Genomic DNA, 24,528 nt, shown 5'->3' on the forward strand with positions numbered 1-24,528 from the left:
GAAAAAACTAAATAGGAGAAGCAACCACTCCGATAGTAACGAGCTCGAAATCACCATTGTCCAGGCGATTTACACCTCGGCCGTTGGCTTGTTGGAACCTCTTGTACCCGGCGAGCCTATCGCTCCCAGATATCAGATACTCCTGAATTTCCTGAATATCGAACTCTTGGCCATCGGCCGACCTGACTCTGTGGACTTTCACCAACTTGTCTTCACGCTTTGTCATGACGCTTACCTTTCGAGGCTGTGAGCCCCAACTATAGGCGCCACCTGATCAACGAGTACGCGTCACAGCATGAAGGTTCACAACCTTCTCCAATGTCGCGACACAATTTGCTGATTCGCGAAACGTGTCGCGGACTACCTGCTTTTCTGAGCGGCCGAATATGCCGCCTCACACGCAAAGCCAGCTATTCGGCTTCGGTCAAGCGCTTCTGCCAGGCTTCCCGCTCTTTCGTCAGCGCTTCTACGCAGGTCGGCGAGCAGAACGGTAAGGTCTGCTCTTGCCTTGCTTCCGCTGGCAACCTCGGCAGTACAGGACTTTCTGGCGGCAATGAGATCGGTGATTTGCTGCTGCAGGCTGCGAGCCCGGCCATCAGCAATAGCAACGGCAGCCGTAACGTGTTCAGTCTTGGCTTTCGCATCGTCGGAGACTCGGTTGATGTCATCAGTGATTTGTCGTTGCAGGCGAAGAGTGTTGCCAAGCGACGTCACCCGGGCATTGGCCGTGTCCCGCTCAGTTGCTACGAGCTGACGATCAGCCTTCACGCTATCCAGCCGCAACGAGAGGTAGCCGATGGATGCCAGCGCAACGAGGACGACCCACAACCACGCCGGAACCATCCGCAGAAGAGTCATGGGGTCTTTCTCTCCGATGCCTTACCTACCTTGTCGCAGGTCATGCAGTGCTCACAGTTCAGCGTCCGGCAGAGCCAGGCTTTCACCGGCTGCCAGTACGTGACCATGAAGATGTGGCGGGCGCCGGCCAGGGCCAGAGACACATGCAGCGTCAAACCAGCCGTGGTCGGACCGAAGAAGATGTTCTGACTCCGAACCATCACCACGAATCCGCTGATGGCGATCGTCGAGTAAATCAGCTTGCCGAGGATACCGTCCCTGACCTTGCCGCTCAGTACACACCAGGTCGCCCACAACGAAATCAGGCCGACCGCGATGGAGTTGATCAATTCGTAGTTCATGGTGGGTTGCCTCCCCCGAACCTTTGGCGGATGAACGCCCAGAGGTCAGCGGCTTTGATGGCTCGTGTGATTGCAGCGATCAGCGATCCGCCGAAGGTGCCGAGCAAGAAGCCGATACCGGCAACGCTGCGAGGCTCGACCACACCCAAGTAGGTACTGACCAAGCCCGTAAGGTAATGAGCGCAGGCAGCACCCGAGAAGATGAAGATCACCCAGGCCTTTCGGTCGACCAGGTCGTCCCGGTGCCACCAGCTCGCAGCGATGGCCCCGAGCAGTCCGGCTGTAAACCATGTATCCAACCTGTCGAGCAGGCGGTAGAGAAGCTCCATGCGCTCGACTCCGTGGTGGGCATGATTGAATAAAAAAACCCGCGCAGTGGCGGGCATATGGCACCGTGCTATCGTCATAACCCCTACAGCAAAGACGATGGACCGCACCATGGGAAATTTCGTGATTACGTTCAGATTCAAATCGGACGCGACTTACCAGAGTCGATACGACTCCTTCGTGAAGAAAGTTCACGAAATTGCCAGCACTCATCCGTGGGCCGAAACGTCTTCGTTTTATGCTCTCGAAGCGAACGAAACCGCGGAAAGCTTGTGTAGCAGGCTGTACTTGGAGACTGAGTTCGACTCAACCAAAGATCTTCTGCTTGTCGTAGACACGAAGAGACAGACCAAAGCTACAAAAGGCGAAATCCAGTTCCCGACACTTCTCAAGACTGGGTTAGGTTTCTAGCAGTTAGGCCCGCTTCAATTTCAGAAACGCGCGCCTCGTATCGGACGAGAGTTTCCCGATTGTGGCGCAGCGCTTCTGACAGCTGACTTTCTTTCGCGGCGGCCTCTTCATACTTCTGAGAAACTTCCGCCAGTTTCAATTCCTGCGCGATGACAGACTCCACAGCTTGGCGGTACTCGCTTTTCATTTTGACCTCCAGAACGAAAAAGCCCCAGCAGATGCTGAGGCTCGAAATAGGTGCGAGGGCCTTTCCCCTCCTGTCTGCCGAAGACCTTCTCTGCGTCGACGCCCTTTTGCATCGATCTCGCAGTCCAGTCTCACGCCACCCTGGAGCATGTACGGCCAAGGTGCGCGGGCTGCCGGTGTTTTCTCGTAGCACTGCACTACCGGCTTATCAGTGTCCAGGCCTTCCCGAAGGCTGCCCTGGATGCAGTGGATTTGAGGCATAAAAAAGCCCCGCACAAGGCGAGGCTTTTTCGCGTAATTTTGGCGCAACTTTAGATCAGTAGTGCGGATCGAACTTACTGGAAAGCACCCATCCAATAATCGCGCCAATCACCGTCCAGATGATGTCTGCCAGGAAAAGCGCCTTTTGCGAAGGTGCTTTTATAGCTTGATCAAAAAGCAGCTCCGGCATATCAGATGTGAAAAGGGCGTGGTAGCCATGCGGAAAGAACGCCCAGAACACTAGCAGAACTAGCAAAGCCGCAATCCACTTACCATCAGAGTATTTACGTTTGTATCCTGCCAACAATGCATAGGTTAGGACGCCAGCAATGATCGCAGTCATTGGGAACTGCGCACCAAGCGCGCTGATTTGCTCAGCAATACCACTAAAACTCATAAAGCCCCTCTATTTCTAACAATGGAAATAGAGGCTAATACTTTTTCACTGGCACAAAAAAGCCCGGCAGAAGTCGGGCTTTCTTTAACTCTGTGCGTGTTGCGTGAATTGCGCACCATGGGAAAAGTACGCGCAATTCCCCGTCATGTCAATATGATTATGCTGCCTCTTCTTCTTTTTCCGAGTGAATGACCTGCCATACCGGTTGTTGTGCCTGAATATCCACTTCCTTGATGACTTCTTTCAGGGATCCCCATAGGTCGAGCCAATCGCGCGTCCAGTTCTTCGGATCAATCGTCACGCCGAAGAAGGCCTTCATCTCGGCGGCGACCCGAGCCGGCCCCCATTCTGCCGCCCCGACGATCTCCCCCTTGTACGATTGCAGCGCCAAGGTCACCAGGTACTGCGCCTTCACGCGCTTGGCTGAAGTGAGGTCTGGCAACTTGGCGTGAGCGGTGATCAGCAGCACAGCATTCATGACGTGACGCATGGTCAGCGCCGGGTGGTACAGGTAGTGGCCGAACTGCTGAACCTGGAACGGCAGCGTGTCGATGGCGCGCAGGACCTTGCCGATCGTGGCTAGGTGCGCTGCGCGGGCGGTGGACCGGCCAATCGGTGTGCGGCGCGTCTCGCTGATGCTGATCTTCTGCCGAACGACCTGAATGCGTTCTTCCTTGTCGTCGCCCAGGGCGGCAAACACGGCCTCATGGCGGCGCATCCGGTTGCCGGCCTTCACCGGTGCCGATTCAGCCTTGTCGATTGCCACGGCGCTGATCGACGCGTTCGATTCGTGCTGCGACTCAGTCCATACCTGTCTAGCATTGATCAGCTTCATGCTGCTTCCCTCTTCAGTTCTCTTGTCTTTGCCCGGTAGTCGGCGGTCATCGCCTTCAGCTCTTCGACGGTGTACTTCTTCGGATCATGCGGGCCTTCCAGCCAGTCGACGGCCTCGGCACCGATCCGCTTAACCAGTGCGATGCGGTAATTCACGATGTTCCCGGACAGTTGGGTGTTGCACGGCGAGCACTGGCGATGGCAGTTCAGCGGCTCGAAGCGCAGCGCAGGGTTGCTGCCGACGGTGCGGTAATGCCCTGCGTCGTACTTGCCCTGGTGGTGCCGGCCGCAACTGATGCAAGGCAACTCGGCATCCCGTTCACGCACCCAGGCGTTGAAGGCGATCTGCGTGTCCTTGAGGTGATCCGCCCGGCTCTTCAGCTTCTCCTTGCGGACCTTGATCTCTTTACGCTCGATCTGGGCCAGCGACTTACGCGCCTTCTCTCGATTCACGTCCTTGATGGCCAGACCACACTTGGGACCGCACACGGCCTGACCCAGTCGCTGCGGCGGGAAGCTAATGCCGCACGCCGGGTTCTTGCACTTCTTCAGCTTGGGTTGTTTGGCGATCATGCGGCTTCCTTGCTGAGCAAATCGGTGAACACCACGCCTTGGCCGGTGAAGAATCCGGCGATTCGGTCGGTGTACTGGATACCCTGGGCGCGGTTGAACAGACTGGTAACGGGAAAGCCGTCAGGGCCGAACAACTTGCATTCACCCATCATGGCCAGCTTCTCCTCGTAGGGCAGATGGCGCATGACGCGGTACCACGCCGCCTGAAACCCTGAGTCCTCGTTCAGCAGGATCTGCACCCCGAAGTGCAGCTTGCAGTAGCGTCGGGCATCGGCCGCGTCGCCGATCTGAGTCATCTCGGCGATGCGCTTGTAAAGTCCAAACCACAATGAGTTCTGGTCGAGGGTGCGGTCCTTGCCCGGGCGCAGGGAAACCACGACGAACTTCTTGTCGCGGTACATCGTGGTCAGGCTGGTGATTGCCTCAGTGAGCTTGGCCTGGCTGTTTACGCTGATCTTGTCGCTCATGCCGTCACCGCCATTGTGATCAGGACGCAGAACACGCCGATGGCAAAGCCGGCAAAGGTGCAGGCCAGTGTCGTTGTGGATTTAGGGATCATCAGAAACCCTCCTTGCCGCGCTGAGATTCCCACTCGAACGGAATGACGATCACCCCGCCCTCCCGCAGACGATCCGCACACCGCTCGCCGATCGCGGCCGGCAATGCCTTGGCATCCAGGTTGGAAACGATCACCGTCGGGCGCTGCTCCTCGTAACGGCCGTTGATGATTGCGAATAGCGTGGTCAGCTCGAAGTCACTGGGCTTTTCCTTGCTGACACCGATCTCGTCGAGGATCAGGAGTGATGGGCTGATGAGGCTCGACAGGATTTGGCTTTCGCTCTGCTCGCTGGTCCGGTCGTAGGTAGCGCGGATGGCTTGCAAGACTGAGCCGACAGTGCGGTACACGGCGGTGGCGCTCGATCGGGCCATGATCTCGTTGGCGATCGCCACAGACAGGTGCGTCTTGCCAGTGCCAGGCTTGCCCAGCAGCAACAGGCAACGGCCCGACTCGGCGATCTGCGAGAACTCGCCGGCGTATCGACGGCAAGTGTTCAACGCCTTGTGCTGCTCGGCGGTGGTGGCCACGTAGCCCTCAAAGGTCTTGCAGGCGAAGCGCTTCGGAATCAGCGCTGAACCAAGCTTGCGCTCCATGGCCATGCGGAGCATCAGCGCCTTGCTCTGGCGCTCGGACTCATCCGTCGCGTCCTGGGTAATGCGGGAACACTCGGGGCAACCGGTCTTCAGCTCGCGGCCGATGACCGAAAAAATCTTCTGCTCGAACTCACCGTGGGTGTCACAGTCGGCGGGCTGGATGCGAGTTCCTGGCGGGAACTCAGGGGTTGTCGGAACAGGCTCAGAACGCATAGCTACCGTCCTCCCGCTGGATCAGTCCGTCGGTGTAGTTGCGATCAGCGAAGCCAGTGTGACGGGACTGAGCGACCGGTGCCAGGGTCGACTCGGCCACGCGCTTGATCACCCAGGACGCTTTGAAACCCTGCCACCCAGAAGTCAGCGCCTCGGTGATCGCGTCGGCGGCGGTGATCCCGGCTTCGACGCACTTGGCCAGCTCAGCGTTGACGGTTGACCAGACGGTGGCGGTGACGGCGGCGCGCTTGGCCTTGCGTTGGGTTAGCCAGTCGGCCAGCAGTTGCTCAGGGACGTTGTGCGGGTTGTCGGCCAGCAGCTGAGTCATGCCGAACGGAGCCTTGCGATCAGGCTTCGGTTGTTCCGGTTGCTCTTGGGGCGGATTAATCTCTTCCGCAGGAAGAGTTAATAGGGGTTCTTTCTTTGTATAAAGAAGGCAAGTTGCCGTTTTGGTCTCACTCACATCAGGTCTCAGTGAGACGATTTGGGCTGAGTGAGACGTTTTGGTCTCAGTGAGATTGGCAGGTTTTTCCTCGTAGAAGGACCACTCGCGAATAGGGGAAATCCCGATATCACCTCGGCTTCCCCCTACCCGGAAAATGATTCGACGCTCAAGGAGATGACTGATCGCTTTCGACGTGACGTCTCGGCGCATGTTGGTCTGCTTGCCGATATCGTCGGCGGTCAGGCGCTTGGTTTCGAGTTGATAGCCGATGGTCTGCCGTGCAATGGCCATGAGAACGCGCAGTTCGCGCGCTGGCAGGTCAACCGTAGCCAAAGCCTCCATCAGGCTGTTGTCCATACGGGTGAATCCCCTGCTGCTGTTCAGCTGGATGATGTTGTCGGGGGTCATTGCTTGACTCCCTGAGAACGAGATTTGAGGCGCGACACGTTTTGTGAATTATGAAAACGTGTCGCGACATTGGAGGGGGTATTGATTTGTGGTTGGGTCTGCATATACTGGCTCCATTTCGTTGTACAAAGAGCCGGGTCACTACCCCGGCTTTTTATTGCCTGGGATTTAGGATTTCACCTTGTGTAACTCGATCACTGCCGCCACAGCCTCGAGGCTGGCCGACAGGTATTTTGTGTGTAGTGCGCGAATCTTCTTGGCTTCTGCGGCGTCGATCTCGCCGTCCTCCAATGCCATCGCGACCATGTGATCAAGCTCGCCACGCTGAGAAGACGCGGCCAGTGCGCGCTGGTACAGATCGACGTTGTCGAGTTGCTCAGCCTTTGGAATTCGAACGAACACACCGCCATACATTGAGCAGATGTAGTCCGGAAGATGTGCAGTCTTCGCCTCTGTCTCTATGGCGCAAACCTCGCCATCGCTCAGCGGCTTCATGCCGGCCGATTCATAGATTCGATTTTCGAACCGCTTGAAATTTTCTTCGCCGATGAAAGCGGCGGCGCATTCACGTCCGCCAGGGAATGCCTTGACGGCCGCGACAACTACTTGTTTGCGTGTATCTAGAGTTTTGCCGCTCATCGTCTGGTTTTCCCTTTGCGCGAAACTGTTCATGATTCGTTCATCAACTGATCAGGGACGTATCCATGACCTTCTCTACTTCCAGTCCCGAATCAGGGACCAGCGCCAATCTTGAAAGCTGGTACCGACCCACCCTTCCCGTTATGCGGTCCCTAATAAGGGCTGTGAATCACCGCTTTGGCGGGAAGGCAACCACGTTGCTTTCGGGTGGTGCGCTGTCGCAGATCGCTTTCTTGAGTCCTGGCATTGCCAGTCGCAAAAGCTCGGAGGCCAAGGCATCCGGGGTGACTCCGATCTCCGACGCCCATCGCGCCAGTTCTTCTGTTGCGCCCTTCCTGAGTTCCACTACTGCACTGGGCATGAATCCCCCTCTATGGCCTTCTCAGGCTCGTCTTTTCTCCAGCTCAAACGGCAGCTCTCCGAGCGTTCGCTTGACCTCAAGCGCGGCCTCGATGATTTCTCGGCTGAGCACGCTGTGTTGCAGCTTCATGTCGCGGGCACGTCCTTCAGTTCCTGAAAGACTTCGTCATCGAGGCGCACCTTCACCTGGTGCTCGTGCCGGTGCGCTTTATCGTCGTAGGCCATAGGTTCACTTCCGCTTTCGGTGTGACAGGGCTGGGTTAGGCGGCTGATTTACGAGCTGGCTGATGGCGAGAACAGAGTTCGCGAGCGGTGATTTCACCGCCTGTAAGCTCCTCTGCCTTGAATGCCTTCTCTGCGCTCATCAAGTAAATGCCAGACACCCAGTACGAAACCGCAGCCTGAGATACGCCGAGAGCCAGAGCTGTTTTGGTTTGCCCGCCGAAGTGGTCGACGAGCCTTTCGATGGGGGTCATTTGAGATCCCTCCTGATAAGCCTGCTTATATCCTAAGTAGAAGGACACTTATTTGCAAGCCGATAAGGGAACTTATAAATTCCAGCGGATGAGCACACTCGCCGAAAGAATCAAATCCGCACGAATTCACGCCAAGCTGACGCAGAAGGCTCTCGCTCTTAAGGCTGGGGTTGAGCAGCCGGTGATCTCGCAGTTGGAAACTGGAAAGAACTTACAAAGCGCGCACCTGCCGAAAATTGCGCATGCGTGCGGCGTGAGCGCCATCTGGCTATCTGAGAATATTGGTCAGATGATCAATTCAGTGGCGACCGACTCAAACGTCGGCGATGCGCGTCAGCAGGTCGAGTCCTACCGTTACCCGGTAATCAGCTGGGTCGCTGCCGGCGCCTGGGCAGAGGCGGTTGAGCCCTACCCTGCCGGATTCTCCGATCGATACGAGTTTTCAGAGTACGACTCGAAGGGTGCTGCGTTTTGGCTGGAGGTCAAAGGCGATTCGATGACTTCTCCGGTCGGTCAAAGCATCACTGAGGGGACATTGATTCTTGTCGATACCGAAGCTGAGGCTGCTCCCGGCAAGTTGGTGATCGCTAAGCTGCCAGATAGCAATGAGGCGACTTTCAAGAAGCTGGTCAATGACGGCGGCAAACTGTTCCTCAAGCCACTGAACCCAGCCTGGAGAATCGAGCCGTTCACTGAGGACTGTCGAATCGTCGGTGTTGTTGTGCGGGCGCTTCAGAAGTTTTAGATGGCAGAGGGAGTTTGATCATGGGGCTCAGTAAACCAGAGCAAGACCTGAAGCGCGACCTCCAGGGTGTCGCCTCTGATTTGAAGTGGTCAGCGGTGGAGCTAAAGCGTATTGCTGAGCGACTCAGCCTGGCGGGCAATGAGATCGATGCCCAGGCCATCCATCACCTGATCACTATTTTCAAGGCTGGCGAAGCAAGACTTAATGCTCGATCGGTGGAAATATCCGCCAAAAATCCTGAATCGATAGCCTGAGGTCAACATGGCCCTCACCAAGCCCAACCAAGAGCTGCGCCGCGAACTCAAGGCTCTAGGGCTTGTTATCGAGCAAGCCCCAGACGAAGTACTCAGAATCACCAAGGACTGCCGGGATGTCGATCCGATAGCCGTCCTGAAGCTGATTGCGAAACTCTATGAGGATGCGGACCGGATTGCGGCGCTGGCGGACGAGGTCCGGGATGGCGGGATTGTGCGGGGGAAGGCTGAGTAACTACAAATGGCGCGTCAGGGATTCTTAATCAGTGGAGAGAAACATGGATGTACAACCTGATCTCCTGCGATATGAGATCAAAAATCAGAAGCCAGTCTCAGCTGAGATCTATTCCGCCGGCCTGATGGCAATGGCTGATGAATACGAGCAGTTCATGGCGCTCTATCAGTCGAAAGCCGAGCGCGGAACATGCAAGCTGGCGGTTAGCTCTGTCCGTGACGGAAGTATTATTTCTGATCTCATGCCGATCTTTGCTGGCACGATTCCTTTGCTGGATGGGATCAAGGGCGTTTCAGATTTCGCTGCCTACCTAAAAGCACTAATCGACTGGATGATCTCCAGCGGAGTGAGACCAGCTGTTGCCGACGAGCAAAAAACACTGAAGAATATCTCCAATATCGTGAAGCCAACGGTTCATGATAATGGAGCGCAAATGAACATTGGGACCATTTCAGGCGGAACCTTCAATATCAATATATCGCTCAATGAGTCCCAAGCGCGTGGCGTTTTGGGGTTTGCCAAGAGCAGGCTTGGTGAAATAAAAGAGGTTCTTCCTGGCCAGCCAATTGAAGCTGTTCTTTTCTACTGGGATAGAGCCAGCAAAAAGCTGAGTGGAAATTCCGGTGACAAGGGGCGAATCGACGATCTTGCGGATTATGCTGTTAGCGTCAGGTTCGCAGATGAGAGCATCAAACAGAAAATGGCGCTAGATACAGAGTTCCTGTTCAAAAAAGCTTATCTTGTCGACGTTATCGTCCAAACAATTCATGGTGGTCGCGTTGCTTTATACACCATCAGTCGCTTAATCGACGTTATCGATGCGCCTGAAGAATAGAGATCTATCCTCCCCGATTTTATAGCCCGGCCCAGCGCCGGGCTTTTTCATCCTGCCCTGTCACGTCTTCGTCACACCTACCAAGCACAATGCGAACAGCCAAAGGGATTTGGCCCCATCTACAGAGAGCCCGGCCTAGCACCGGGCTTTTTCGTTCCTCCCTCCCCTGCTACGCTCTCAGTTCTATCGAACGGATTCGAAGCCATGCCCTCCCCCGAATACTCTCTCCCCGATGTTCTTGAACACCTGCATCACAACCAACTCGCCATTAAGGCTGCGCTGATGGTGCTGACCTTATTGGTTGAGAGCTAAGGCCATGCCGAGACTGGCGACAACGTCCGCGGCGCGCTGAACGCCATCGGCGAGTACACAGGGCACATCAAACAAGGCCTGGCCAGGCTAAAGACTCAAGGGCCGGATTGATCGCAGCACCCTCCTCCAGATATGCGCAACAAAATAGTGCCCGCCACGCGGGCTTTTTTGTGCCAGGAGAAAAGGTGCTTGCAAGCCCCTGCTGCCGAAACAGATAGGTCAATGTCTCTTGCCAAAATATGGCAGGAACAATACTGTATATACATACAGCTTTAGCAAGGAGCTTTCCATGTCAAAAATCGCGTCACCCGTTTCGCAAGCCAGAGACTCATATGAATTGGTTGGCCGGCGCATCCAGCGTTTGATAGCTGCGCCTGGCGTCCAAAAGGTCCAGGCCATCACTGTCACCCGGCTTGAAGCAGAACCCGCCGAAGCATGGCAGCAAGTCCTTCAAGAGATTGAGGAGACCAGCGGGATACGCATGGAGCGTCTTGAGAGCGGCGCGGTAAGGATTGGGTGGCGAGAGTACTGCGAAGCCTGAATTAGCCCGCCATTGAGCGGGCTTTTTATCGCCTGAATAAAAATATATAAGCAAGCTTATTGACGACAAGAATAAGCATGCTTATATTCACTCCATCGAAACCCAGTCCCCACATCGGGACCGTAAGTCGAGACAGCAAAGCAACACGCATCACCCGCTCTTTAGCTCCACTGCTTCACCTTGCCGGATCACCACCGGCCCAGATTCAAAGGCAGCGATGAACCGGCCTCAACGGTTCAGAGGGTTGGCAACTGACCCGGGCGTGCAGCGTAAAACGCCAAGAACAGTTATCCAGCGGGAGAACAAGCCGAAAGGCCCGCGGCTGGAAGAACAATTTGGAATAGGCCAGTGATCGACGCCAGCAGCGGATCACGGCGGAAAGTTTCACTGATGCACCTGGTGACGGGTGCATTGGGAAAACAACCGGGGAGACGGTAATGGGAAATAACGAGCTAAAGGATGCGGAGGCAACTCTGAAGCGCCTTGCGGCAGAGTTGAACAAATCTGTCCGGGAATGTGCAGGTCACGGAATGGCCGTAGATATGGAGGTAACCAGTTGCTCCATCATTGGTTGCGTCCGGGTGCCGTCAGTGTTGCTGAGCTGCACGATCGCCATCCGGAATCTCGACTGAACAACCAGCGCCACGTCAGCCTGACGAAAACTGCCCGATCCTCTCTATGAGAGCGCATCGGTCTGCACTCAGCGTTACTGCCATAACGTGGCTGGCAGGCCGCCCATAAGAAGCTTGGGTTGAGTGCAGACCGATGCGGACGAAACTGCGGCCTATAACCGCCCACCTGCATCACCATCGTCCAGTTGGCCAGGTCGTTTATCGCGACGTCAACGCTGGAGCCGGACAGCGTAACCGGCAACCACTTCTATTCCGGCACCACTCGCATGCACTCCCCTCCGCGCCCAACGGCAACCAGCGGAACGGATGAGTGCAGCCGAGTTTTGTTGGATCAACACCCGCCACTCTGGAGGCGACCATGGCAACCAGCTATGCAGACAGTGCGCAGGCCCGGGAGTGGGACAGGCGCTACGACGACTACGGTCGACCGAAGAAAGCCAACCCCGACGAGTTCCACAACTACGAAGCTGTGGCCTTGTTGCGCTCCCAAGCGCTGGCCGAGCGCGCAGATCGTGAGTTGGAAGATCGTAAAAGTCTCAAACGGCGCATTGGCCTGGCCATGGCTCAAATGGAAGAAGTCTGTCCGCCAAAAGGAGGCGCCGCGTGAACATTGAACAACGCGACCATCAGACGGCAGTCACCTGGATCGAAGGCGAGATCAACAACATGATCCGCGATTTGGGCAAACCAAACGCCAGTTCAGCTGCGACATCAGTAATCACGCTGGCATACCTGCTGCGCGTGATCGACGACGCCGAGCAGCGCCACTACCGGGCCCGCATCGATCAGATTTACTCCTCCTACAACGAGTCGAACAAGCAGGGAGCAGCAGCATGACGACCCCACCGGTTAAATCACTGATCGACGAGCAGCTCGACGAGATCGAATCGAAGCTGGTCCTGCTGGGTTTCGGCCTACCGTTCAACGAGGTGATTGGCAGGTCTCGCGAAGCCCTGGTCGCCAGCCTACCGCGCCGTCTGGCGGCAACCATGAAAGGCGGCCGGATCGCGGTGAGGGTTCGGCCATGACCATGATTTGCAATAACTGCAACAGGCTCGGCATCCACTGGGTTGGGCCATACGGAAATCTGACCGGCACCAAATGCCCGCACTGTAACGGCACGAACTGCCAGCGCGATGTGCAGCCAGAAGCTGCCGACGAAGAAGAGGTCGACGAAGAGGTTGAGTGTGGGTGCGGACGCAAGTCCGGGCCGCCGAACTTCGATGACGGCCGCTACTACTGCGGCAGTCAATGGTGCATGCCATGACCTCCTACCAGCGCGCAAAGCGCTTTTGGTTCTGGCGCGGCTCAGCCGTTGCCCTGCTCTTCTTCACTGCCTGGATGCTGGCAAGCGCCTACTCCGGCCAGCTCACCCAATAACCCACACCTTCAAACGCTGCGTGCATCGCGGCAAGGATTCTGTCGTGTCCGAATTAACCACAAAACAAAGTTTCAGTCTGACGCCGTCGTCGCTTACCGAGGCAATGGCTTTCGCCGACATCCTGGCCAAGTCGACCATCGTGCCGAAAGAGTTTCTCGGCAACCCGGGCAACATCTTGGTCGCCATCCAGTGGGGGCTTGAGCTGGGCCTGCAACCGCTGCAAGCGATGCAGAACATCGCGGTCATCAACGGACGGCCAGCGCTTTGGGGTGACGCAGTGATTGCCCTGGTACGCGGCTCCCCTCTTTGCGAGTACGTCTACGAGAGCGACGACGGCCACACGGCAACCTGCCGAGTGAAGCGCCGCGGCGAAGACGAGCAGGCCCGCACCTTCGACATGGAAGATGCAAAAACGGCAGGCCTGATGGGCAAACAAGGCCCTTGGACACAGCACCCGAAACGCATGCGCCAGATGCGCGCCCGGGCCTTCGCCTTGCGTGACGTTTTCCCTGACGTACTGCGCGGCATGCCAGTGGCCGAAGAGCTGCAGGACATGCCGAAGGAGCGGGAGAACGGCCAGCAGCTCGCCAGCGTAGCCAAGATCGCGGCACCGACTGAGCTTGAGGCATACCCAGATGAAAAGCTGGCCGAGAACCTTCCGAAATGGCGCAAGGCAATCGAGGGCGGCAAGTCCCCTGAGCAAGTGATCGCCACCGTCAGTAGCAAATACACGCTGACAGCCGAACAGATTGATTCCATCAACCAGCTGAAACCACTCGAAGGTGAAGCAGCATGAAAATTCATAACGTTGCCCAAGGCTCCGCCGAGTGGCATGCACTGCGCGCCAAGCACTTCACCGCATCCGAAGCGCCGGCAATGAAAGGCGCGTCGAAATACCAGACCCGCACCGAACTGCTCGCGATGAAGAAGACCGGCATCGTCGCTGACGTCACCCCGTCGCAGCAGTACATCTTCGACAAGGGTCACGCCACCGAAGCATCGGCCCGTCCTCTGGTTGAAGCGATGATCGGCGAAGAGCTGTATCCGGTTGTTGGCACACTGGGCAACCTGCTGGCCTCAATGGACGGTGCGACGATGCTCGGCGAGACATTGTTCGAACATAAGCTCTGGAACGAATCACTGGTCGCCCAGGTGAAGGCCGAAGACCTCGCCCCCCATTACTACTGGCAGCTTGAGCAGCAACTTCTGGTGAGTGGCGCCGAGCGCGTGATCTTCGTTTGCTCGGACGGAACCGCCGAGAACTTCGTCAGCATGGAGTATCGCCCGGTCGCCGGCCGCGCCGAGCAGTTAGTCGAAGGCTGGAAACAGTTCGAGGCTGATCTGGCGAACTTCGAGATGGCCGACGCTCCCTCGATTGTCGTCGGCAAGGCGCCTGACGAATTGCCAGCGCTGCGCATTGAACTGACGGGCATGGTTACCGCCAGCAACCTCAAAGTGTTCGAGCAATCAGCGCTGGCGGTCATCGACTCGGTAAAGACCACCCTGACAACCGACCAAGACTTCGCAGATGCAAAGAAGGCCGTGAAGTGGTGCGGTGATGTTGAGGAAGCGGTCGCGGCGGCGAAAAAGCAGGCGCTGTCCCAAACCCAGACCATCGACGAACTGTTCTCGTCGCTGGATCGTGTCTCCGCGCATGCCCGCGAAACTCGCCTGAAAGTCGACAAGCTGGTGAAGGCGCAGGAACTGCTGGTCAAAACGAACATCAAGCAGAAGGCCGAACAAGCCCTGCTCGATCACATCGCCGCGATCAACAAGACGCTGGGCAAAGTGGTTCTGCCGGCGGTGACCGCGGACTTCGCGGGCGCCATGAAGAACAAGCGCACCATCGCCAGCCTTCAGGATGCCGTGGATACCGAGCTGGCCCGAGCGAAGATCGACGCCAGCCAGGCGGCTGACTGCATTCGTCTGAACCTGACCAGCTTGGCCGAGCTCGCCGCCGACCATGCCTTCCTGTTCAGCGACATTCAGCAGTTGGTAACGAAGGCCAATGACGACCTGGTGACGTTGATCAAATTTCGGATCTCGGAACATGAGAAAGCCGAGGAAGAGAAAGCCGAAGCCACTCGTAAGCGGATTCGTGAGGAGGAGCTGCAGCGGATCGCCGAAGAGGACAAGGCGAAGCAGGCCGCCACGGTTGTTGTTGAGCCTCCACCGGTTGTGCATCCGCACCTACTGTGACACCGGCGCCAGTAAGAGCTGCCGGCGCGGTTCAACAGGCTGTATCCAAACCGGTGACAGCACCAGCCACCCATCCTGTGAATTTGCAGGCTGAAGTCTTCGATCTGGAAGCTCTGATCAAGGCCGTGACATACGGTCAGGCCCCGATATCGATGCTGGCGGTCAACTGGGAAGCGCTCGATTCGCTTGTCGCCGACCAAGGTTCCAAGTTCAGCATGGCCGGCGTGAGACTGGTAAAGGTAGCCGCATGATCAGCAACCTCAAATCAGACATCGAGTTCCGGCGCGAGAAAGCGCTGGAGCTTTCAAGTCAGGTCCATCAACACCTGGCCGCTGGCGGAAAGTTCACAATCGGAGAAAGTCCGGCGATCAATCCGGAGCCTGCAAAGCGCCCTGAAACGATAGACCCCAGGACGATCCTCAGACGCAAACCCAAGCCACTGACCAGGGGTGAGCGACTGGCACTTCGCAAAATGGCGGACTCACTATGAGTAAACGCAAACCTCACAACCTCAAGGCCCGCATCGACCGATCGTGTCGTTCGCTGCTGGCCACCAACCACGTCGCAGTGGTGAACATCGACCCCAGCGGTCATCAGGGCATGATCAATTACAAGTCGCTGAAGAACATCGCTCCCGGGAAGATTGGCCAGGCGGTGTGTGGCATCCCCCACCGCTGGACGATCTACCTCAGCGCTCTTTGCATTGATGCCCGCGGCGACCGGTACAGCAAGTCGATAGAGGTGGCGCCAGACGGCGTTTACCTCTCCGACCACCTGGAGGACGTAATCGAGCACTGCTACAAGAAGCTGCGCGACTCAGCCAATCAAAGCCAGATGGTGGCTTCTGGTTGGATCGCAATTCCGGAGTCCTTGTCGCTCGACGAAGCTCATGCAGCGCGGATTTTTGAAGCGGTCGGGGCCTGGAATCAGGTCAAGGTAGCAGCGTGAGACGTTTCCGCATCCAACAACGTAAACGACAAACCTGGCTGGCGTTGCCGGCCAGTGGCATAGAAGAAGTTGGCCATGGCCGAGGAACAGCAGCAGCCGACGGCGGAAGCCTTGAAGCAGCGCCGCAAGCGCGAGAAGGAAGCAGAGAAGAACGCTGCATTGGGCGTCGAGAAATTTACGGTTGAAGTCGCCGGCGTGTTTAAGCCTGACCTCAAGCGGGTCATGGCCGCTCACGGCATCAACAACCAGCAGGACATTCACCAGCGGCTGTTGATCAACCTCATCGCCGCCGACTTCGAAACCCAGGCCAAGATGCTCCGTTGTGTCACGACACCTTATGAGATTAGCGAAAAGGTGTCGCGAATGTTCCGAGCTGAAAGCTTGAAGGAATTACAACGCGATCCTGGGGATGAAACATCACCCGGCGTTATCATTTAGACAAAGATAACTTCTAACCTCGTAATACTCTTTAATAAATTTCAGAGTCAGTTCCGCCTCGGAAAAAAGGGTATTAACTCGATTATTCAGAATCTTAGAAGTTTGTTCAAGATATCTCCAATGAGCCAAAGAACGCTTTAATATTCTGACAGTAACAGGGTAATACTCAGGAAAGTTTCTGAGCTCATACACAACAGCAATCTGCCTGTCGATAAATGGAGCATCCCCTTGAGGACTTATATTCAAGTCCTCTAGCAATCTATGATAACGATCATACTGCCTCCCTTTTTCTTCAGCACGCCTTACAGTTATGTAATTATAAAAAGCAATAAGAGCAATCAGTACCGATATCAGAACGGCTAAAGTGCCGTTATATTTTTGAAAAAAATCTACTACATCCACCTGAAACTCCTTGAGCCGGCTCCGTGCCGGTAACCGCTCGCATCAAACACCATTACCTACCAAATTGCCACTATCCGGTCACGGAGGGCGGCGCCTGAATGGAGATTCACCGTGGACAAGAACACGAAGATCCTGATTCCGGAAATCACCGGCGAGTGGACTGAACGCTTGCAATCTGGCAACACCAACATCTGGAATCACGCACTGCACGGCAAGCCGCACCGCAACGGACTTCCCGAAGTTAGGCTGGATCCGCCTGAGGTCGGGCTATACGCCGAACGGATCGACAATGTCTGGTATTGGGTGTCTGGCTGCGCTCAATGCAACGGCGCCGGTGAACGCTGGAGCTACATCGTTTGCGACAAGCACGACGCTTGCCGGCTGTGCAGCACTCACCGATCGAAGCTCACCGAAACACCATGGGGCCACCCGGACGGCTTTACCTGCAAGCCCTGCCAAGACGCCGAAGATGCGAATGCCAAAGCCGAGGCGCTGGCAAAGGTCGCCGAGAGCGACTACGACGAGTGGGACTATTGCGGTCAGGACGAATGCAAATGCCCGCACTGCGCCACGGCCATCCACCTTGAGTCGGAGGACTACGGCGACAAGAGCATGGACTGCGATACATGCGGCGGACAATTCGAATTGACCACCGAGTATTCAGTAACGTTTACCACCAAGGTAATCGGCGAGCGCATTACCGCCTGACCCACTCTCACCTATTGCGCTGAGCTTGATGCTTATTTCGGCCGGGTTCCGCGAGCTAGCCATTCACCATGACCGATACCTTGCTGGATCGCCTGATAGTCAGAATCGTCCGAGATATCGAAAACATGCTCCGAGTGTTTCGTTCCGCTGGGATGAAACAGCTGGGTCAACATTATGCCTTCATGCCTGCTCTGACGTCTGACCCTAACCGTGATGACAAAGCCACGCTCAGCATGGTGCTTCTGGCATACATCCGCAGGATCTTCGCCCCAAAGCTCCGACTGCCAATATTTGTTCGACATATCCGCTCCTTGATCCGGCTCCATGCCGGGCCATCAAGCAATAGCCCACAAACTCAAATCACGCCAGCCGGCGAGGCAGGCGTCTGCCTGGAGATTGCCCATGAGCATTCCCGCAAATGCGTTAAGCGACGAAGAGTGCCTGCACTACGCCGCGCTTGATCCGGCGGCCGCCGCCGAACTGACCCGTCGGCTCACCGCGCAGAGCATCGACCCGAGCGCGGAGCGCGAAGAGTTGCGCGAAGACATTCGCCGCCTGGAAAGTGCCCACGAAGAATCCGAAGAGGAAGCGGACAGTCTGCGCGACTACATGGAAACCGCCTGCGTGTGGATTCGTCGCGCAATGGACCCGGACGACCGGGAGCTTTCACCGAACGAGTTGCTGCAAAAAGCCCTCGACTGCCTGGAGTGATGCCATGAGCACATTTGCCGTATTCGGAATGAGTGAGAACTGGGCTCGCGAAGAGGCCAAAGAGCACACCAATACCTACAAGATGGACGGCGGAAAGATGGTTGAGTTGACCATCCCTGAATGGGAGCAGGCAGTGGAGGATGCGGTGGCAAGAATCATGGCCAGCAAAAAGTGCGTTCGGCTGTCTCCGATGTTCGATGCCCCCCAGTACGCGCAACAGTTCATGGAGATGGCGAGAGCGAGCATCGTTTGCCGTGATCTAAAGATCAGGACCAAAGCGGTGCTCGTCGATGCCAAGAAAAAGCCGATCTTGAATGCAAAAACAGGTGTGCCAAAGGTCGGGTTTGCTGACTGGGCTCCCGAAAAGTCTTACGCCGCCTAATTCTCCTCCTTTCAATCACTCACTCTCGAATCACGCCAGCCGGCGAGGATCAGTTGAGGTCGAGGATGAGCAGCAGTCGCAAAGCCTCTTCAATCGATTCAATGCTGATTGCCCAGTGCTCCGCGTCTTTGTGTGACTTGTCGGTAAAGTTTTCTGGGAAAAGGGCCTTTATTGCCTCTATCTGAGGTCGATACCGGTCAACAACTGGCGGCCGCCAATGAAAGAGCAGCTTCTTGCGTGACGGCATGATCGAAAAGCACCACGCATCACCCTGGCTGACAGCAACAGAGCGTACCTTTCCCTGCATGGCCGTCCCGCAGTTGACACTTTTCAGGCAGGTGAAAGTACCAACCAGTAGTGCGAAAGCCTCCCTGGCGCCGCCATCCTGGATGTACTCGTAAAACTCAGCGATTCGCTCCGAATCCTCTGCACCTTTCAGCATTACGAATCCTCCACCTTAACCACAAAACACTGTAGCCGTTTGGCGACGAGGCATCTCTATGTCCGCACAACAGAAACCCCAGTTCATCCATGGCCAGCCAAGCATGGGCCTGCCGTTCGAAAAAGAACTGGTGGTTGACCTGTTCGCCGGTGGCGGTGGCGCCAGCACCGGCATCGCCCGGGCGTATCGGGAGCCGGACGTGGCGGTAAATCACAACCCGATCGCCCTGGCCGTGCACCGCGCCAACCACCCGCAGACAGCGCATTACGTTGCCGATGTATATGAGGTGGATCCTCGGGAAGCAACCGGCGGCCAGCCAGTTGCAATCATTTGGGCGTCCCCTGACTGCCGTCACCACAGCAAGGCGAAAGGCGGTGCGCCGCGTGACCGAGGTGTTCGCGGACTGGCATGGGTGGTGATTCGTTGGCTATTCATCACCAAATCGCGGCTGCTCTTCTTGGAGAACGTCGAGGAGTTCTGCGACTGGGGACCGATCGACGAAGAGGGCCAGCCAATCAAGGCCGAGCGCGGGCGTACCTTCAAGGCGTTCATTGCTGCAATCAGCGTGGGGCTTCCCGTCGATCACCCGGACATGCCGGAGATCATGCAGGCCATCGGGGAGTTCGTGCCGATGGAAGCACTGGTGCGTGGCCTTGGCTACAACGTCGAATGGCGCGAGCGCATCGCCGCCAACGCCGGAACACCGACCATCCGCAAGCGCCTGTATCTGGTGGCACGAAGCGACGGCAAGCCGATCGTCTGGCCAGCGCCGAAGCGCCACAAGGTGCCAACCGCCAAACAGCAACCTTGGCGCACTGCCGCCGAGTGCATCGATTGGAGCAACCTCGGTCGCACCATATTCCGCGATAAGCCAATGGCAGAGAACACCATGCGCCGCGTAGCCAAGGGCTGCTGGCGTCACGTGCTGACCAGCGCGAAGCCTTTCATTGTCCCAATGCGCGGCACCTCGGAATCACACACCAGCACTCACGGTGTTGACGAAGCGCTGTCGACGATCAGCGCCGGCGGCACACAGCACGCTCTGGTCCAGCCGGTGGCGGCACCATTCCTCACCGAGTGCGCCAACGGCTCAGCGCAGCGCAACTTCAGCGCGGTCGAGCCGCTGCGCACACAAGTCGCCCAGGTCAAGGGCGGGCACTTCGCGCTGGCCGCGGCGAACATGGTGACGCTGCGAAAAGGCTCTGTCGGCGCCGACGTCGACAACCCACTCGGTGTGGTCGCTACCACCACCGGGCACCATGCTGTATCGGCTGCATTCTTCGAACAGGCGAACGGCGGGTACTACAAAGGCGACGGCCGATCGGCCTATGACCCGATTTCAACCATATGCCAGTCCGGCGCCAATCAGCGGCTGGCCAGCGCCTACCTGGTGAAGTACTACGGCAACGAGAAGGACGGCATTTCGCTCACTGAGCCGATGCACACTCTGCCCACGAAGGACCGTGTCGCCCTGGTCGAGGTTGTACAGGTACCGGACGCCCTAACTCCGGAACAGATGCAAGGCGCCCGGCGCTGTGCCGCTTTCATGCACGAATACCTGCCGGAGCATTTTAAAGACCCCGCCGAAATGGTGATGGTTGGCGGCTATGTCCTGGTGGATATCACCCTGCGCATGCTGCAACCGCCTGAACTGAAAGCGGCGCAGGGCTTCGACAAGGAATACATCATCGACCGCGGGCTGTTCATCGATCCGGTCACCGGTGCCGAAGAGTGGCGCGACATCAACAAGACGGACCAGGTCCGACTAATCGGCAACAGCGTTTGTCCGGATGAGGCGGAAGCACTGGTCGCCGCAAACGCAGCCGACATTATTGAGCTTTACCAATTTCTGGCTGCGTGAGGAACTAATGCACCTTCCGCGAGCAGTCCTTTGCACCGCTTCACGTACCTACCAATAACGGTTACAACTTTGAAAGGTATCTTAGCGAGTAAATTTACTGATGAGCTTTTTATCAAGTTGGCCGTGCATACTTCGCAAACAATTCATCCGCTTTTATTTGAAGTTCAGAAGCGGCCTCCATGATCGAATCACGACGACGCATACCTTTAATCATAAATTCTTCATACCGCTCAGTCGGCTCAACCAGCATGATTCCGCACTGCGATGAAAAGCTTATAACCTCGGAGTATCCACTCCTTACCTCATCGACAAATCGCCAATAATTATCAGAAATAGTGTTGAGCTCATCATCATTCAGATGATGTTGGAGCACGGTAAAGGCACCATTAATCGCATCATTGCTCTCATTCATATCTTTTCTAGAAGCGTCGGTTTCTTCATGAAACCAGTCTTCCGCTCCTTTATTGGCCCATACCTCAGGAAGTAAATTATACCCCTGTGAAACATACCAATATGAATTCAAGCAGTTCTTGCAAGCAGCATGAAAGTCACGAATAGCTTTATATTTTTCGCCATATACAAACTGGTTTCTCCAACTACCCATAGCCACGACCGCAACTGATGCTGCGATAACAGTGGCTCCGGCGCCCGCAATCTCAAATAAGTCATGGATATCTGCAACCTTAAAAAAATCAGTGCTCCCGCTCATTTTCCCCGCGATAAAACCCGAGCCAAAAAGAAAAGCGCACCCACACCAAATTATCCTGTCCTTCATGCTTCCATCCACTCGTACAAATGTGCTGATGTTACCAAGCCATCAGCAACGCCAGGGAGCCCCCATGCCAAAAGAAAACAAACCGGTCGAGCCCAGCTTTGACCTGAACACGCCAGATGGCGGACGCGGCTATATCGACAACCTGTTCAAGACCGTGCTCAAGCGTCACGACTACCGCCAGTACATCAACGAGCGGCTGGCCGGCGACTTCGCATGCACGCTGGCGCTGCACTTCGAGGACGTCAAAGCTCGCGAACAAGCCCTGCAGCTGCGCCTGAACGTAGCGGATCAGCGGATTGATGAGCATCAAGAAGAGCGGCAGAAGCTGATCGCATACGGCCGCAGCCGTGGGCTCGATGAGGCATCAACTGTCTGCACTCGCATGGCTCATGACGCCTACTTCCCGGAAGGCTCCCGCTTCAGGTATTTCACGCCGAAGGCTCAGAAAACCCTCGGCGATCTGCTGATCAAGGCTGCAAACAAGATCGCTACCCTGCCTGATGGGCCTTACGATCGCTTCAAGGCGAGCCAGCAGAAGAAAGCCGGAACATCAGCCGCTGCCTGACAGGAGTACATCTGTACGCCGAACATCTATTACTCCCTCCCCCTTCAACGTCAGCCGCTATAGCGGCACAAGAAAAACCAACTTTCAATTAAACAAACAACATCAATCACCCTTTGATACAGGTGGCGATGACTGAACAAGCCAAACACCCCAAAGAGTACTAGGCCGCTTTAAAAACATTTTATAGGTAGCCACTTCTAGTAAGAAATTGAACGCAATAAAAGATAAAAACAAACACGCTATACCGAAAGCTCTTAGATCGAACAACCACATAAAAAACACTACAGTGTACAAATTTATAGCATTGTTAAACCCATGCCTTACATACCAATCGACCGGAGCCCCCCACAACTCTACAATATCAGGATAACTATGGGATATCCCACGCTGCATTAACGCAGTGGTACCAAAATTAATTAAAAAGGTAGGTAGACAAACAGCCACAGAGAGCATTAGCAGCTTAAAAAAATCCAGCCTTTCAAAAAGAGCTGGCTCATACGCGTACCAAAACAAAAAACCCGGAACCACAAAGGAAACCAGAAAAATGGTCACGTTCGATGATATTGAGAAATTAATTTTGTCGATATGTTGTATATCCATATTCATCCCGAAATAAAATAACTGCAAGTCATGTAGACATAGTTGTCTAGCCTTTAGACGTCAGTTTAGCACTCCACCAATTCTCTCCCATGTAAATTTTAACGACCTGCCAGTGCGGTTGGCGAGAAATTCTATGCCTGCAATCAAGTGCCACCTTGGCCACGAACAAAGCATTAGCACCGATGACTGGGTGGCAACGCTGACGCTCGACCAACTCCGCTACGCCTGCACCGCCCTGGGCGACAAGATCAAAGTAGCCGAAGCCAGCTACCAGCATCACACCGGAGTTGGTGAGCCAGTTTGAATACAACACCGAGTGGTTCCCAGAAAAACCATAAACCTCCCCACCTTCTGCCGCCACGCGCGGCATGGAACAGCTCATGAGCATTCAATTTTTATCGCACCAGGAGGTTTGCGAGCTGACCGGCGCGCGGACCAAGGCAGGACAGATTCTTAACCTCAAGAAAAACGGCGTCAGGCACACCATCAAGATGAACGGGTGGCCAAGCGTAACTGTGATGGCTGTTACTGCCGTCGGTATGTTCGAGCCAGAAAAAACCGCATGGAAATCACGCAAGGCAAGCTGAAATGGGAAGACGACCAAGTAAACCCGGCTCTATAGCCAGGCTGCGAGAGCGCAAGAAAGCCAGTGGCCGGGTTTTCTACTACTACGACACTGGCGGAAAGGACCGCAAAGAGATTCCGCTGGGCAGCGACTATGGCCTGGCGATCATGGAGTACGCAAAGTTTGAGCGTGATCGGACCGCGACCGACCTGGTCTCCAAGGTGATCACCTTCCGATACGTCGCCGAAAAGTACATGGTCGACATCGTTCCCACCAAGGGCAAAGCCACCCAGCTAGACAACAAACGGGAAATGAAGAACCTGATTGCGTTCTTCGATGATCCGCCGGCGCCTCTGGAAACGATCGAGCCGCTACATGTTCGCCAGTACCTCACCTGGCGTAAGGCGGCGCCGGTCCGAGCAAATCGAGAAAAGGCGCTGCTCAGCGCAATATGGAACTACGCCAGGGACAAGGGTTACACGTCTCTGGCCAACCCATGCGCTGGCATCAAGGGCAACAAGGAAACCGGCCGAGACACCTACGTTGAGGACGAGCTATTCAAACGGGTGCATGACAAGGCGGACGCAGGACTCCGTGACGCAATGGACCTTGCCTATCTGACGGGTCAACGGGTGACCGACACTCGACTGATGGACGAACGGGATGTCCGTGGCGGCCAAATTTGGGTGCTTCAGGGAAAAACAAAGGCCAAGCGGCGAATCGAGGTTACCGGTGAACTCAAGGTTTTAATTGATCGAATCATGTCCAGAAAGTCCGGGCACAAGGTCCGCTCGACGCGGCTAATCGTGTCAGAAGATGGCGCACCGATGACGGTGGCGATGTTGCGCAGGCGTTTTGACATGGCCAGGGAGGCCGCGGGAGTATCCAAGCCGGAGTTTCAGTTGCGTGATTTGCGCGCAAAGGCCGGTACGGACAAAGCAGAATCCAGTGGCGACATCATGCAGGCCAAGGATCAACTTGGGCATACTACCGTTGTTATGACGGAGCAGTACATCCGCAACCGTAAGGGCAAGAAAGTCTCACCAACTAAGTGAATTGCGGACCAACTCTAAAATAGCGGACCAGAAACAAACAAGGGTTTGCATCAGCTTTCGC

At 55.9% G+C, this 24,528-nt stretch carries 37 protein-coding genes and 2 pseudogenes; 22 read left to right on the forward strand and 17 right to left on the reverse strand.

The genetic code is table 11. The features are described from left to right. Positions 1-360 precede the first annotated feature (360 nt). The 12 genes from ACA059_RS16980 to ACA059_RS17035 form a co-directional block, all read right to left on the reverse strand. Positions 361-858, reverse strand: coding sequence for a DUF2514 family protein (locus ACA059_RS16980; RefSeq protein WP_497630190.1), 498 nt, complete (start codon positions 856-858; stop codon positions 361-363). Then, a complete protein-coding gene (locus ACA059_RS16985; RefSeq protein ID WP_497630191.1) occupies positions 855-1,199 on the reverse strand; it encodes a hypothetical protein in 345 nt (114 codons plus the stop codon). The genes ACA059_RS16980 and ACA059_RS16985 overlap by 4 nt, the downstream gene beginning before the upstream one ends. Then, positions 1,196-1,528 carry a hypothetical protein gene (locus tag ACA059_RS16990; protein WP_008075793.1) on the reverse strand — a complete coding sequence of 111 codons (333 nt, stop codon included), beginning with the start codon at positions 1,526-1,528 and terminating at the stop codon, positions 1,196-1,198. Before ACA059_RS16990 ends, ACA059_RS16985 begins: the two co-directional genes overlap by 4 nt. 386 nt (positions 1,529-1,914) lie before the next feature. Continuing rightward, positions 1,915-2,124: a hypothetical protein gene (locus ACA059_RS16995; protein WP_497630192.1), complete on the reverse strand. Its 210-nt coding sequence runs from the start codon at positions 2,122-2,124 to the stop codon at positions 1,915-1,917. A gap of 315 nt (positions 2,125-2,439) precedes the next feature. Next, on the reverse strand, positions 2,440-2,781 hold the full coding sequence (locus ACA059_RS17000; RefSeq protein ID WP_497630193.1) for a hypothetical protein: 342 nt from the start codon (positions 2,779-2,781) through the stop codon (positions 2,440-2,442). Positions 2,782-2,938: 157 nt separating this feature from the next. Beyond that, on the reverse strand, positions 2,939-3,616 hold the full coding sequence (locus ACA059_RS17005) for a bacteriophage antitermination protein Q (protein ID WP_497630194.1): 678 nt from the start codon (positions 3,614-3,616) through the stop codon (positions 2,939-2,941). Beyond that, positions 3,613-4,188: a recombination protein NinG gene (locus ACA059_RS17010; RefSeq protein ID WP_497630195.1), complete on the reverse strand. Its 576-nt coding sequence runs from the start codon at positions 4,186-4,188 to the stop codon at positions 3,613-3,615. The genes ACA059_RS17005 and ACA059_RS17010 overlap by 4 nt, the downstream gene beginning before the upstream one ends. After that, positions 4,185-4,655, reverse strand: a complete 471-nt coding sequence (locus ACA059_RS17015; protein WP_497630196.1) for a hypothetical protein — start codon at positions 4,653-4,655, stop codon at positions 4,185-4,187. The genes ACA059_RS17010 and ACA059_RS17015 overlap by 4 nt, the downstream gene beginning before the upstream one ends. A 91-nt stretch (positions 4,656-4,746) precedes the next feature. Next, positions 4,747-5,553 carry an ATP-binding protein gene (locus ACA059_RS17020; RefSeq protein WP_497630197.1) on the reverse strand — a complete coding sequence of 269 codons (807 nt, stop codon included), beginning with the start codon at positions 5,551-5,553 and terminating at the stop codon, positions 4,747-4,749. Further along, a complete protein-coding gene (locus tag ACA059_RS17025) occupies positions 5,543-6,406 on the reverse strand; it encodes a replication protein (protein WP_497630198.1) in 864 nt (287 codons plus the stop codon). The genes ACA059_RS17020 and ACA059_RS17025 overlap by 11 nt, the downstream gene beginning before the upstream one ends. A 168-nt stretch (positions 6,407-6,574) precedes the next feature. After that, entirely contained in the window at positions 6,575-7,078 is a 504-nt protein-coding gene (locus tag ACA059_RS17030) for a YmfL family putative regulatory protein (protein ID WP_497630199.1), read from the reverse strand. A gap of 587 nt (positions 7,079-7,665) precedes the next feature. Next, a complete protein-coding gene (locus tag ACA059_RS17035) occupies positions 7,666-7,881 on the reverse strand; it encodes a transcriptional regulator (protein WP_149629759.1) in 216 nt (71 codons plus the stop codon). Between the two features lie 52 nt (positions 7,882-7,933). Between ACA059_RS17035 and ACA059_RS17040 the strand changes: the two genes are divergently transcribed. The 15 genes and pseudogenes from ACA059_RS17040 to ACA059_RS17110 all read left to right on the forward strand — a co-directional run bounded on the left by ACA059_RS17040 (position 7,934) and on the right by ACA059_RS17110 (position 16,401). After that, a complete protein-coding gene (locus ACA059_RS17040; RefSeq protein WP_497630200.1) occupies positions 7,934-8,626 on the forward strand; it encodes a LexA family protein in 693 nt (230 codons plus the stop codon). A 20-nt stretch (positions 8,627-8,646) separates the two neighbouring features. Continuing rightward, positions 8,647-8,880 (forward strand): hypothetical protein, encoded by a 234-nt coding sequence (locus tag ACA059_RS17045; RefSeq protein WP_497630201.1) that lies wholly within the window; start codon positions 8,647-8,649, stop codon positions 8,878-8,880. 7 nt (positions 8,881-8,887) lie between these two features. Then, positions 8,888-9,115 carry a hypothetical protein gene (locus ACA059_RS17050; protein WP_497630202.1) on the forward strand — a complete coding sequence of 76 codons (228 nt, stop codon included), beginning with the start codon at positions 8,888-8,890 and terminating at the stop codon, positions 9,113-9,115. 43 nt (positions 9,116-9,158) lie between these two features. Continuing rightward, a complete protein-coding gene (locus tag ACA059_RS17055) occupies positions 9,159-9,950 on the forward strand; it encodes a hypothetical protein (RefSeq protein WP_497630203.1) in 792 nt (263 codons plus the stop codon). A gap of 204 nt (positions 9,951-10,154) precedes the next feature. Beyond that, positions 10,155-10,373 (forward strand): annotated as a pseudogene (locus ACA059_RS17060) (hypothetical protein). Positions 10,374-10,551: 178 nt separating this feature from the next. After that, the gene (locus ACA059_RS17065; protein ID WP_497630204.1) at positions 10,552-10,803 is read left to right on the forward strand and encodes a DUF1654 domain-containing protein; all 252 of its coding nucleotides are present in this window, start codon (positions 10,552-10,554) and stop codon (positions 10,801-10,803) included. A 990-nt stretch (positions 10,804-11,793) separates the two neighbouring features. Then, positions 11,794-12,042 carry a hypothetical protein gene (locus ACA059_RS17070; RefSeq protein WP_497630205.1) on the forward strand — a complete coding sequence of 83 codons (249 nt, stop codon included), beginning with the start codon at positions 11,794-11,796 and terminating at the stop codon, positions 12,040-12,042. After that, on the forward strand, positions 12,039-12,272 hold the full coding sequence (locus ACA059_RS17075; RefSeq protein ID WP_497630206.1) for a hypothetical protein: 234 nt from the start codon (positions 12,039-12,041) through the stop codon (positions 12,270-12,272). The genes ACA059_RS17070 and ACA059_RS17075 overlap by 4 nt, the downstream gene beginning before the upstream one ends. Further along, complete coding sequence (locus ACA059_RS17080; RefSeq protein WP_497630207.1) at positions 12,269-12,463, forward strand: hypothetical protein; 195 nt, start codon at positions 12,269-12,271, stop codon at positions 12,461-12,463. Before ACA059_RS17075 ends, ACA059_RS17080 begins: the two co-directional genes overlap by 4 nt. Continuing rightward, complete coding sequence (locus ACA059_RS17085) at positions 12,460-12,702, forward strand: hypothetical protein (RefSeq protein WP_497630208.1); 243 nt, start codon at positions 12,460-12,462, stop codon at positions 12,700-12,702. Before ACA059_RS17080 ends, ACA059_RS17085 begins: the two co-directional genes overlap by 4 nt. A gap of 157 nt (positions 12,703-12,859) precedes the next feature. Then, on the forward strand, positions 12,860-13,612 hold the full coding sequence (locus tag ACA059_RS17090) for a recombinase RecT (protein WP_497630209.1): 753 nt from the start codon (positions 12,860-12,862) through the stop codon (positions 13,610-13,612). Continuing rightward, positions 13,609-15,266 (forward strand): annotated as a pseudogene (locus ACA059_RS17095) (YqaJ viral recombinase family protein). The gene ACA059_RS17090 and the pseudogene ACA059_RS17095 overlap by 4 nt, the downstream one beginning before the upstream one ends. Continuing rightward, positions 15,263-15,505, forward strand: coding sequence for a hypothetical protein (locus ACA059_RS17100; RefSeq protein WP_497630210.1), 243 nt, complete (start codon positions 15,263-15,265; stop codon positions 15,503-15,505). Before ACA059_RS17095 ends, ACA059_RS17100 begins: the two are co-directional and overlap by 4 nt. Next, a complete protein-coding gene (locus tag ACA059_RS17105; RefSeq protein ID WP_134420190.1) occupies positions 15,502-15,963 on the forward strand; it encodes a hypothetical protein in 462 nt (153 codons plus the stop codon). Before ACA059_RS17100 ends, ACA059_RS17105 begins: the two co-directional genes overlap by 4 nt. A 75-nt stretch (positions 15,964-16,038) precedes the next feature. Further along, positions 16,039-16,401 (forward strand): hypothetical protein, encoded by a 363-nt coding sequence (locus tag ACA059_RS17110; protein ID WP_497630211.1) that lies wholly within the window; start codon positions 16,039-16,041, stop codon positions 16,399-16,401. Here the strand turns inward: ACA059_RS17110 and ACA059_RS17115 are convergent. Continuing rightward, positions 16,381-16,803, reverse strand: coding sequence for a hypothetical protein (locus ACA059_RS17115; RefSeq protein ID WP_497630212.1), 423 nt, complete (start codon positions 16,801-16,803; stop codon positions 16,381-16,383). The genes ACA059_RS17110 and ACA059_RS17115 overlap by 21 nt on opposite strands. 111 nt (positions 16,804-16,914) lie before the next feature. On the opposite strand from ACA059_RS17115, the gene ACA059_RS17120 reads away from it, so the two are divergent. Then, complete coding sequence (locus tag ACA059_RS17120) at positions 16,915-17,511, forward strand: hypothetical protein (protein ID WP_497630213.1); 597 nt, start codon at positions 16,915-16,917, stop codon at positions 17,509-17,511. 32 nt (positions 17,512-17,543) lie between these two features. On the opposite strand, the gene ACA059_RS17125 is transcribed toward ACA059_RS17120, so the two are convergent. Then, positions 17,544-17,813, reverse strand: coding sequence for a hypothetical protein (locus tag ACA059_RS17125; protein ID WP_497630214.1), 270 nt, complete (start codon positions 17,811-17,813; stop codon positions 17,544-17,546). A gap of 100 nt (positions 17,814-17,913) precedes the next feature. Between ACA059_RS17125 and ACA059_RS17130 the strand changes: the two genes are divergently transcribed. Both ACA059_RS17130 and ACA059_RS17135 read left to right on the forward strand, forming a co-directional pair. After that, positions 17,914-18,222 carry a hypothetical protein gene (locus tag ACA059_RS17130; protein ID WP_497630215.1) on the forward strand — a complete coding sequence of 103 codons (309 nt, stop codon included), beginning with the start codon at positions 17,914-17,916 and terminating at the stop codon, positions 18,220-18,222. A gap of 4 nt (positions 18,223-18,226) precedes the next feature. Further along, entirely contained in the window at positions 18,227-18,604 is a 378-nt protein-coding gene (locus ACA059_RS17135; RefSeq protein WP_497630216.1) for a hypothetical protein, read from the forward strand. A 49-nt stretch (positions 18,605-18,653) separates the two neighbouring features. Here the strand turns inward: ACA059_RS17135 and ACA059_RS17140 are convergent, their stop codons facing one another. Then, entirely contained in the window at positions 18,654-19,046 is a 393-nt protein-coding gene (locus ACA059_RS17140) for a hypothetical protein (RefSeq protein WP_497630217.1), read from the reverse strand. 58 nt (positions 19,047-19,104) lie between these two features. On the opposite strand from ACA059_RS17140, the gene ACA059_RS17145 reads away from it, so the two are divergent. Next, positions 19,105-20,907 (forward strand): DNA cytosine methyltransferase, encoded by a 1,803-nt coding sequence (locus ACA059_RS17145; RefSeq protein ID WP_497630218.1) that lies wholly within the window; start codon positions 19,105-19,107, stop codon positions 20,905-20,907. Positions 20,908-21,019: 112 nt separating this feature from the next. Here ACA059_RS17145 and ACA059_RS17150 read toward each other — a convergent pair whose 3' ends face one another. Then, positions 21,020-21,682, reverse strand: a complete 663-nt coding sequence (locus tag ACA059_RS17150) for a hypothetical protein (protein WP_497630219.1) — start codon at positions 21,680-21,682, stop codon at positions 21,020-21,022. Between the two features lie 64 nt (positions 21,683-21,746). Here ACA059_RS17150 and ACA059_RS17155 point away from each other — a divergent pair, with 64 nt between their 5' ends. After that, positions 21,747-22,247, forward strand: coding sequence for a hypothetical protein (locus ACA059_RS17155; protein WP_497630220.1), 501 nt, complete (start codon positions 21,747-21,749; stop codon positions 22,245-22,247). 646 nt (positions 22,248-22,893) lie between these two features. Here the strand turns inward: ACA059_RS17155 and ACA059_RS17160 are convergent. Beyond that, complete coding sequence (locus ACA059_RS17160; RefSeq protein ID WP_497630221.1) at positions 22,894-23,217, reverse strand: hypothetical protein; 324 nt, start codon at positions 23,215-23,217, stop codon at positions 22,894-22,896. 10 nt (positions 23,218-23,227) lie between these two features. On the opposite strand from ACA059_RS17160, the gene ACA059_RS17165 reads away from it, so the two are divergent. Further along, positions 23,228-23,434: a DUF4224 domain-containing protein gene (locus tag ACA059_RS17165; protein WP_461986692.1), complete on the forward strand. Its 207-nt coding sequence runs from the start codon at positions 23,228-23,230 to the stop codon at positions 23,432-23,434. 1 nt (position 23,435) lies between these two features. Continuing rightward, positions 23,436-24,467 (forward strand): tyrosine-type recombinase/integrase, encoded by a 1,032-nt coding sequence (locus ACA059_RS17170; RefSeq protein WP_497630222.1) that lies wholly within the window; start codon positions 23,436-23,438, stop codon positions 24,465-24,467. Positions 24,468-24,528 lie beyond the last annotated feature (61 nt).

The organism is Pseudomonas sp. LBUM1647 (assembly GCF_059716175.1).

What these genes read in the sequence shown, in the direction of transcription:
- ACA059_RS17165 (WP_461986692.1), top strand. Translation starts at nt 23,228, where the DNA reads ATGAGCATTCAATTTTTATCGCACCAGGAGGTTTGCGAGCTGACCGGC.
- ACA059_RS16990 (WP_008075793.1), bottom strand. Translation starts at nt 1,528, where the DNA reads ATGGAGCTTCTCTACCGCCTGCTCGACAGGTTGGATACATGGTTTACA.
- ACA059_RS17055 (WP_497630203.1), top strand. Translation starts at nt 9,159, where the DNA reads ATGGATGTACAACCTGATCTCCTGCGATATGAGATCAAAAATCAGAAG.
- ACA059_RS17000 (WP_497630193.1), bottom strand. Translation starts at nt 2,781, where the DNA reads ATGAGTTTTAGTGGTATTGCTGAGCAAATCAGCGCGCTTGGTGCGCAG.
- ACA059_RS17135 (WP_497630216.1), top strand. Translation starts at nt 18,227, where the DNA reads ATGAGCACATTTGCCGTATTCGGAATGAGTGAGAACTGGGCTCGCGAA.
- ACA059_RS17100 (WP_497630210.1), top strand. Translation starts at nt 15,263, where the DNA reads ATGATCAGCAACCTCAAATCAGACATCGAGTTCCGGCGCGAGAAAGCG.
- ACA059_RS17140 (WP_497630217.1), bottom strand. Translation starts at nt 19,046, where the DNA reads ATGCTGAAAGGTGCAGAGGATTCGGAGCGAATCGCTGAGTTTTACGAG.
- ACA059_RS17145 (WP_497630218.1), top strand. Translation starts at nt 19,105, where the DNA reads ATGTCCGCACAACAGAAACCCCAGTTCATCCATGGCCAGCCAAGCATG.
- ACA059_RS17035 (WP_149629759.1), bottom strand. Translation starts at nt 7,881, where the DNA reads ATGACCCCCATCGAAAGGCTCGTCGACCACTTCGGCGGGCAAACCAAA.
- ACA059_RS16985 (WP_497630191.1), bottom strand. Translation starts at nt 1,199, where the DNA reads ATGAACTACGAATTGATCAACTCCATCGCGGTCGGCCTGATTTCGTTG.
- ACA059_RS17070 (WP_497630205.1), top strand. Translation starts at nt 11,794, where the DNA reads ATGGCAACCAGCTATGCAGACAGTGCGCAGGCCCGGGAGTGGGACAGG.
- ACA059_RS17085 (WP_497630208.1), top strand. Translation starts at nt 12,460, where the DNA reads ATGACCATGATTTGCAATAACTGCAACAGGCTCGGCATCCACTGGGTT.
- ACA059_RS17045 (WP_497630201.1), top strand. Translation starts at nt 8,647, where the DNA reads ATGGGGCTCAGTAAACCAGAGCAAGACCTGAAGCGCGACCTCCAGGGT.
- ACA059_RS17080 (WP_497630207.1), top strand. Translation starts at nt 12,269, where the DNA reads ATGACGACCCCACCGGTTAAATCACTGATCGACGAGCAGCTCGACGAG.
- ACA059_RS17125 (WP_497630214.1), bottom strand. Translation starts at nt 17,813, where the DNA reads ATGTCGAACAAATATTGGCAGTCGGAGCTTTGGGGCGAAGATCCTGCG.
- ACA059_RS17170 (WP_497630222.1), top strand. Translation starts at nt 23,436, where the DNA reads ATGGGAAGACGACCAAGTAAACCCGGCTCTATAGCCAGGCTGCGAGAG.
- ACA059_RS17015 (WP_497630196.1), bottom strand. Translation starts at nt 4,655, where the DNA reads ATGAGCGACAAGATCAGCGTAAACAGCCAGGCCAAGCTCACTGAGGCA.
- ACA059_RS17030 (WP_497630199.1), bottom strand. Translation starts at nt 7,078, where the DNA reads ATGAACAGTTTCGCGCAAAGGGAAAACCAGACGATGAGCGGCAAAACT.
- ACA059_RS17010 (WP_497630195.1), bottom strand. Translation starts at nt 4,188, where the DNA reads ATGATCGCCAAACAACCCAAGCTGAAGAAGTGCAAGAACCCGGCGTGC.
- ACA059_RS17025 (WP_497630198.1), bottom strand. Translation starts at nt 6,406, where the DNA reads ATGACCCCCGACAACATCATCCAGCTGAACAGCAGCAGGGGATTCACC.
- ACA059_RS17050 (WP_497630202.1), top strand. Translation starts at nt 8,888, where the DNA reads ATGGCCCTCACCAAGCCCAACCAAGAGCTGCGCCGCGAACTCAAGGCT.
- ACA059_RS16980 (WP_497630190.1), bottom strand. Translation starts at nt 858, where the DNA reads ATGACTCTTCTGCGGATGGTTCCGGCGTGGTTGTGGGTCGTCCTCGTT.
- ACA059_RS17160 (WP_497630221.1), bottom strand. Translation starts at nt 23,217, where the DNA reads ATGCCGCGCGTGGCGGCAGAAGGTGGGGAGGTTTATGGTTTTTCTGGG.
- ACA059_RS17150 (WP_497630219.1), bottom strand. Translation starts at nt 21,682, where the DNA reads ATGAAGGACAGGATAATTTGGTGTGGGTGCGCTTTTCTTTTTGGCTCG.
- ACA059_RS17020 (WP_497630197.1), bottom strand. Translation starts at nt 5,553, where the DNA reads ATGCGTTCTGAGCCTGTTCCGACAACCCCTGAGTTCCCGCCAGGAACT.
- ACA059_RS17130 (WP_497630215.1), top strand. Translation starts at nt 17,914, where the DNA reads ATGAGCATTCCCGCAAATGCGTTAAGCGACGAAGAGTGCCTGCACTAC.
- ACA059_RS17110 (WP_497630211.1), top strand. Translation starts at nt 16,039, where the DNA reads ATGGCCGAGGAACAGCAGCAGCCGACGGCGGAAGCCTTGAAGCAGCGC.
- ACA059_RS17005 (WP_497630194.1), bottom strand. Translation starts at nt 3,616, where the DNA reads ATGAAGCTGATCAATGCTAGACAGGTATGGACTGAGTCGCAGCACGAA.
- ACA059_RS17105 (WP_134420190.1), top strand. Translation starts at nt 15,502, where the DNA reads ATGAGTAAACGCAAACCTCACAACCTCAAGGCCCGCATCGACCGATCG.
- ACA059_RS17065 (WP_497630204.1), top strand. Translation starts at nt 10,552, where the DNA reads ATGTCAAAAATCGCGTCACCCGTTTCGCAAGCCAGAGACTCATATGAA.
- ACA059_RS16995 (WP_497630192.1), bottom strand. Translation starts at nt 2,124, where the DNA reads ATGAAAAGCGAGTACCGCCAAGCTGTGGAGTCTGTCATCGCGCAGGAA.
- ACA059_RS17155 (WP_497630220.1), top strand. Translation starts at nt 21,747, where the DNA reads ATGCCAAAAGAAAACAAACCGGTCGAGCCCAGCTTTGACCTGAACACG.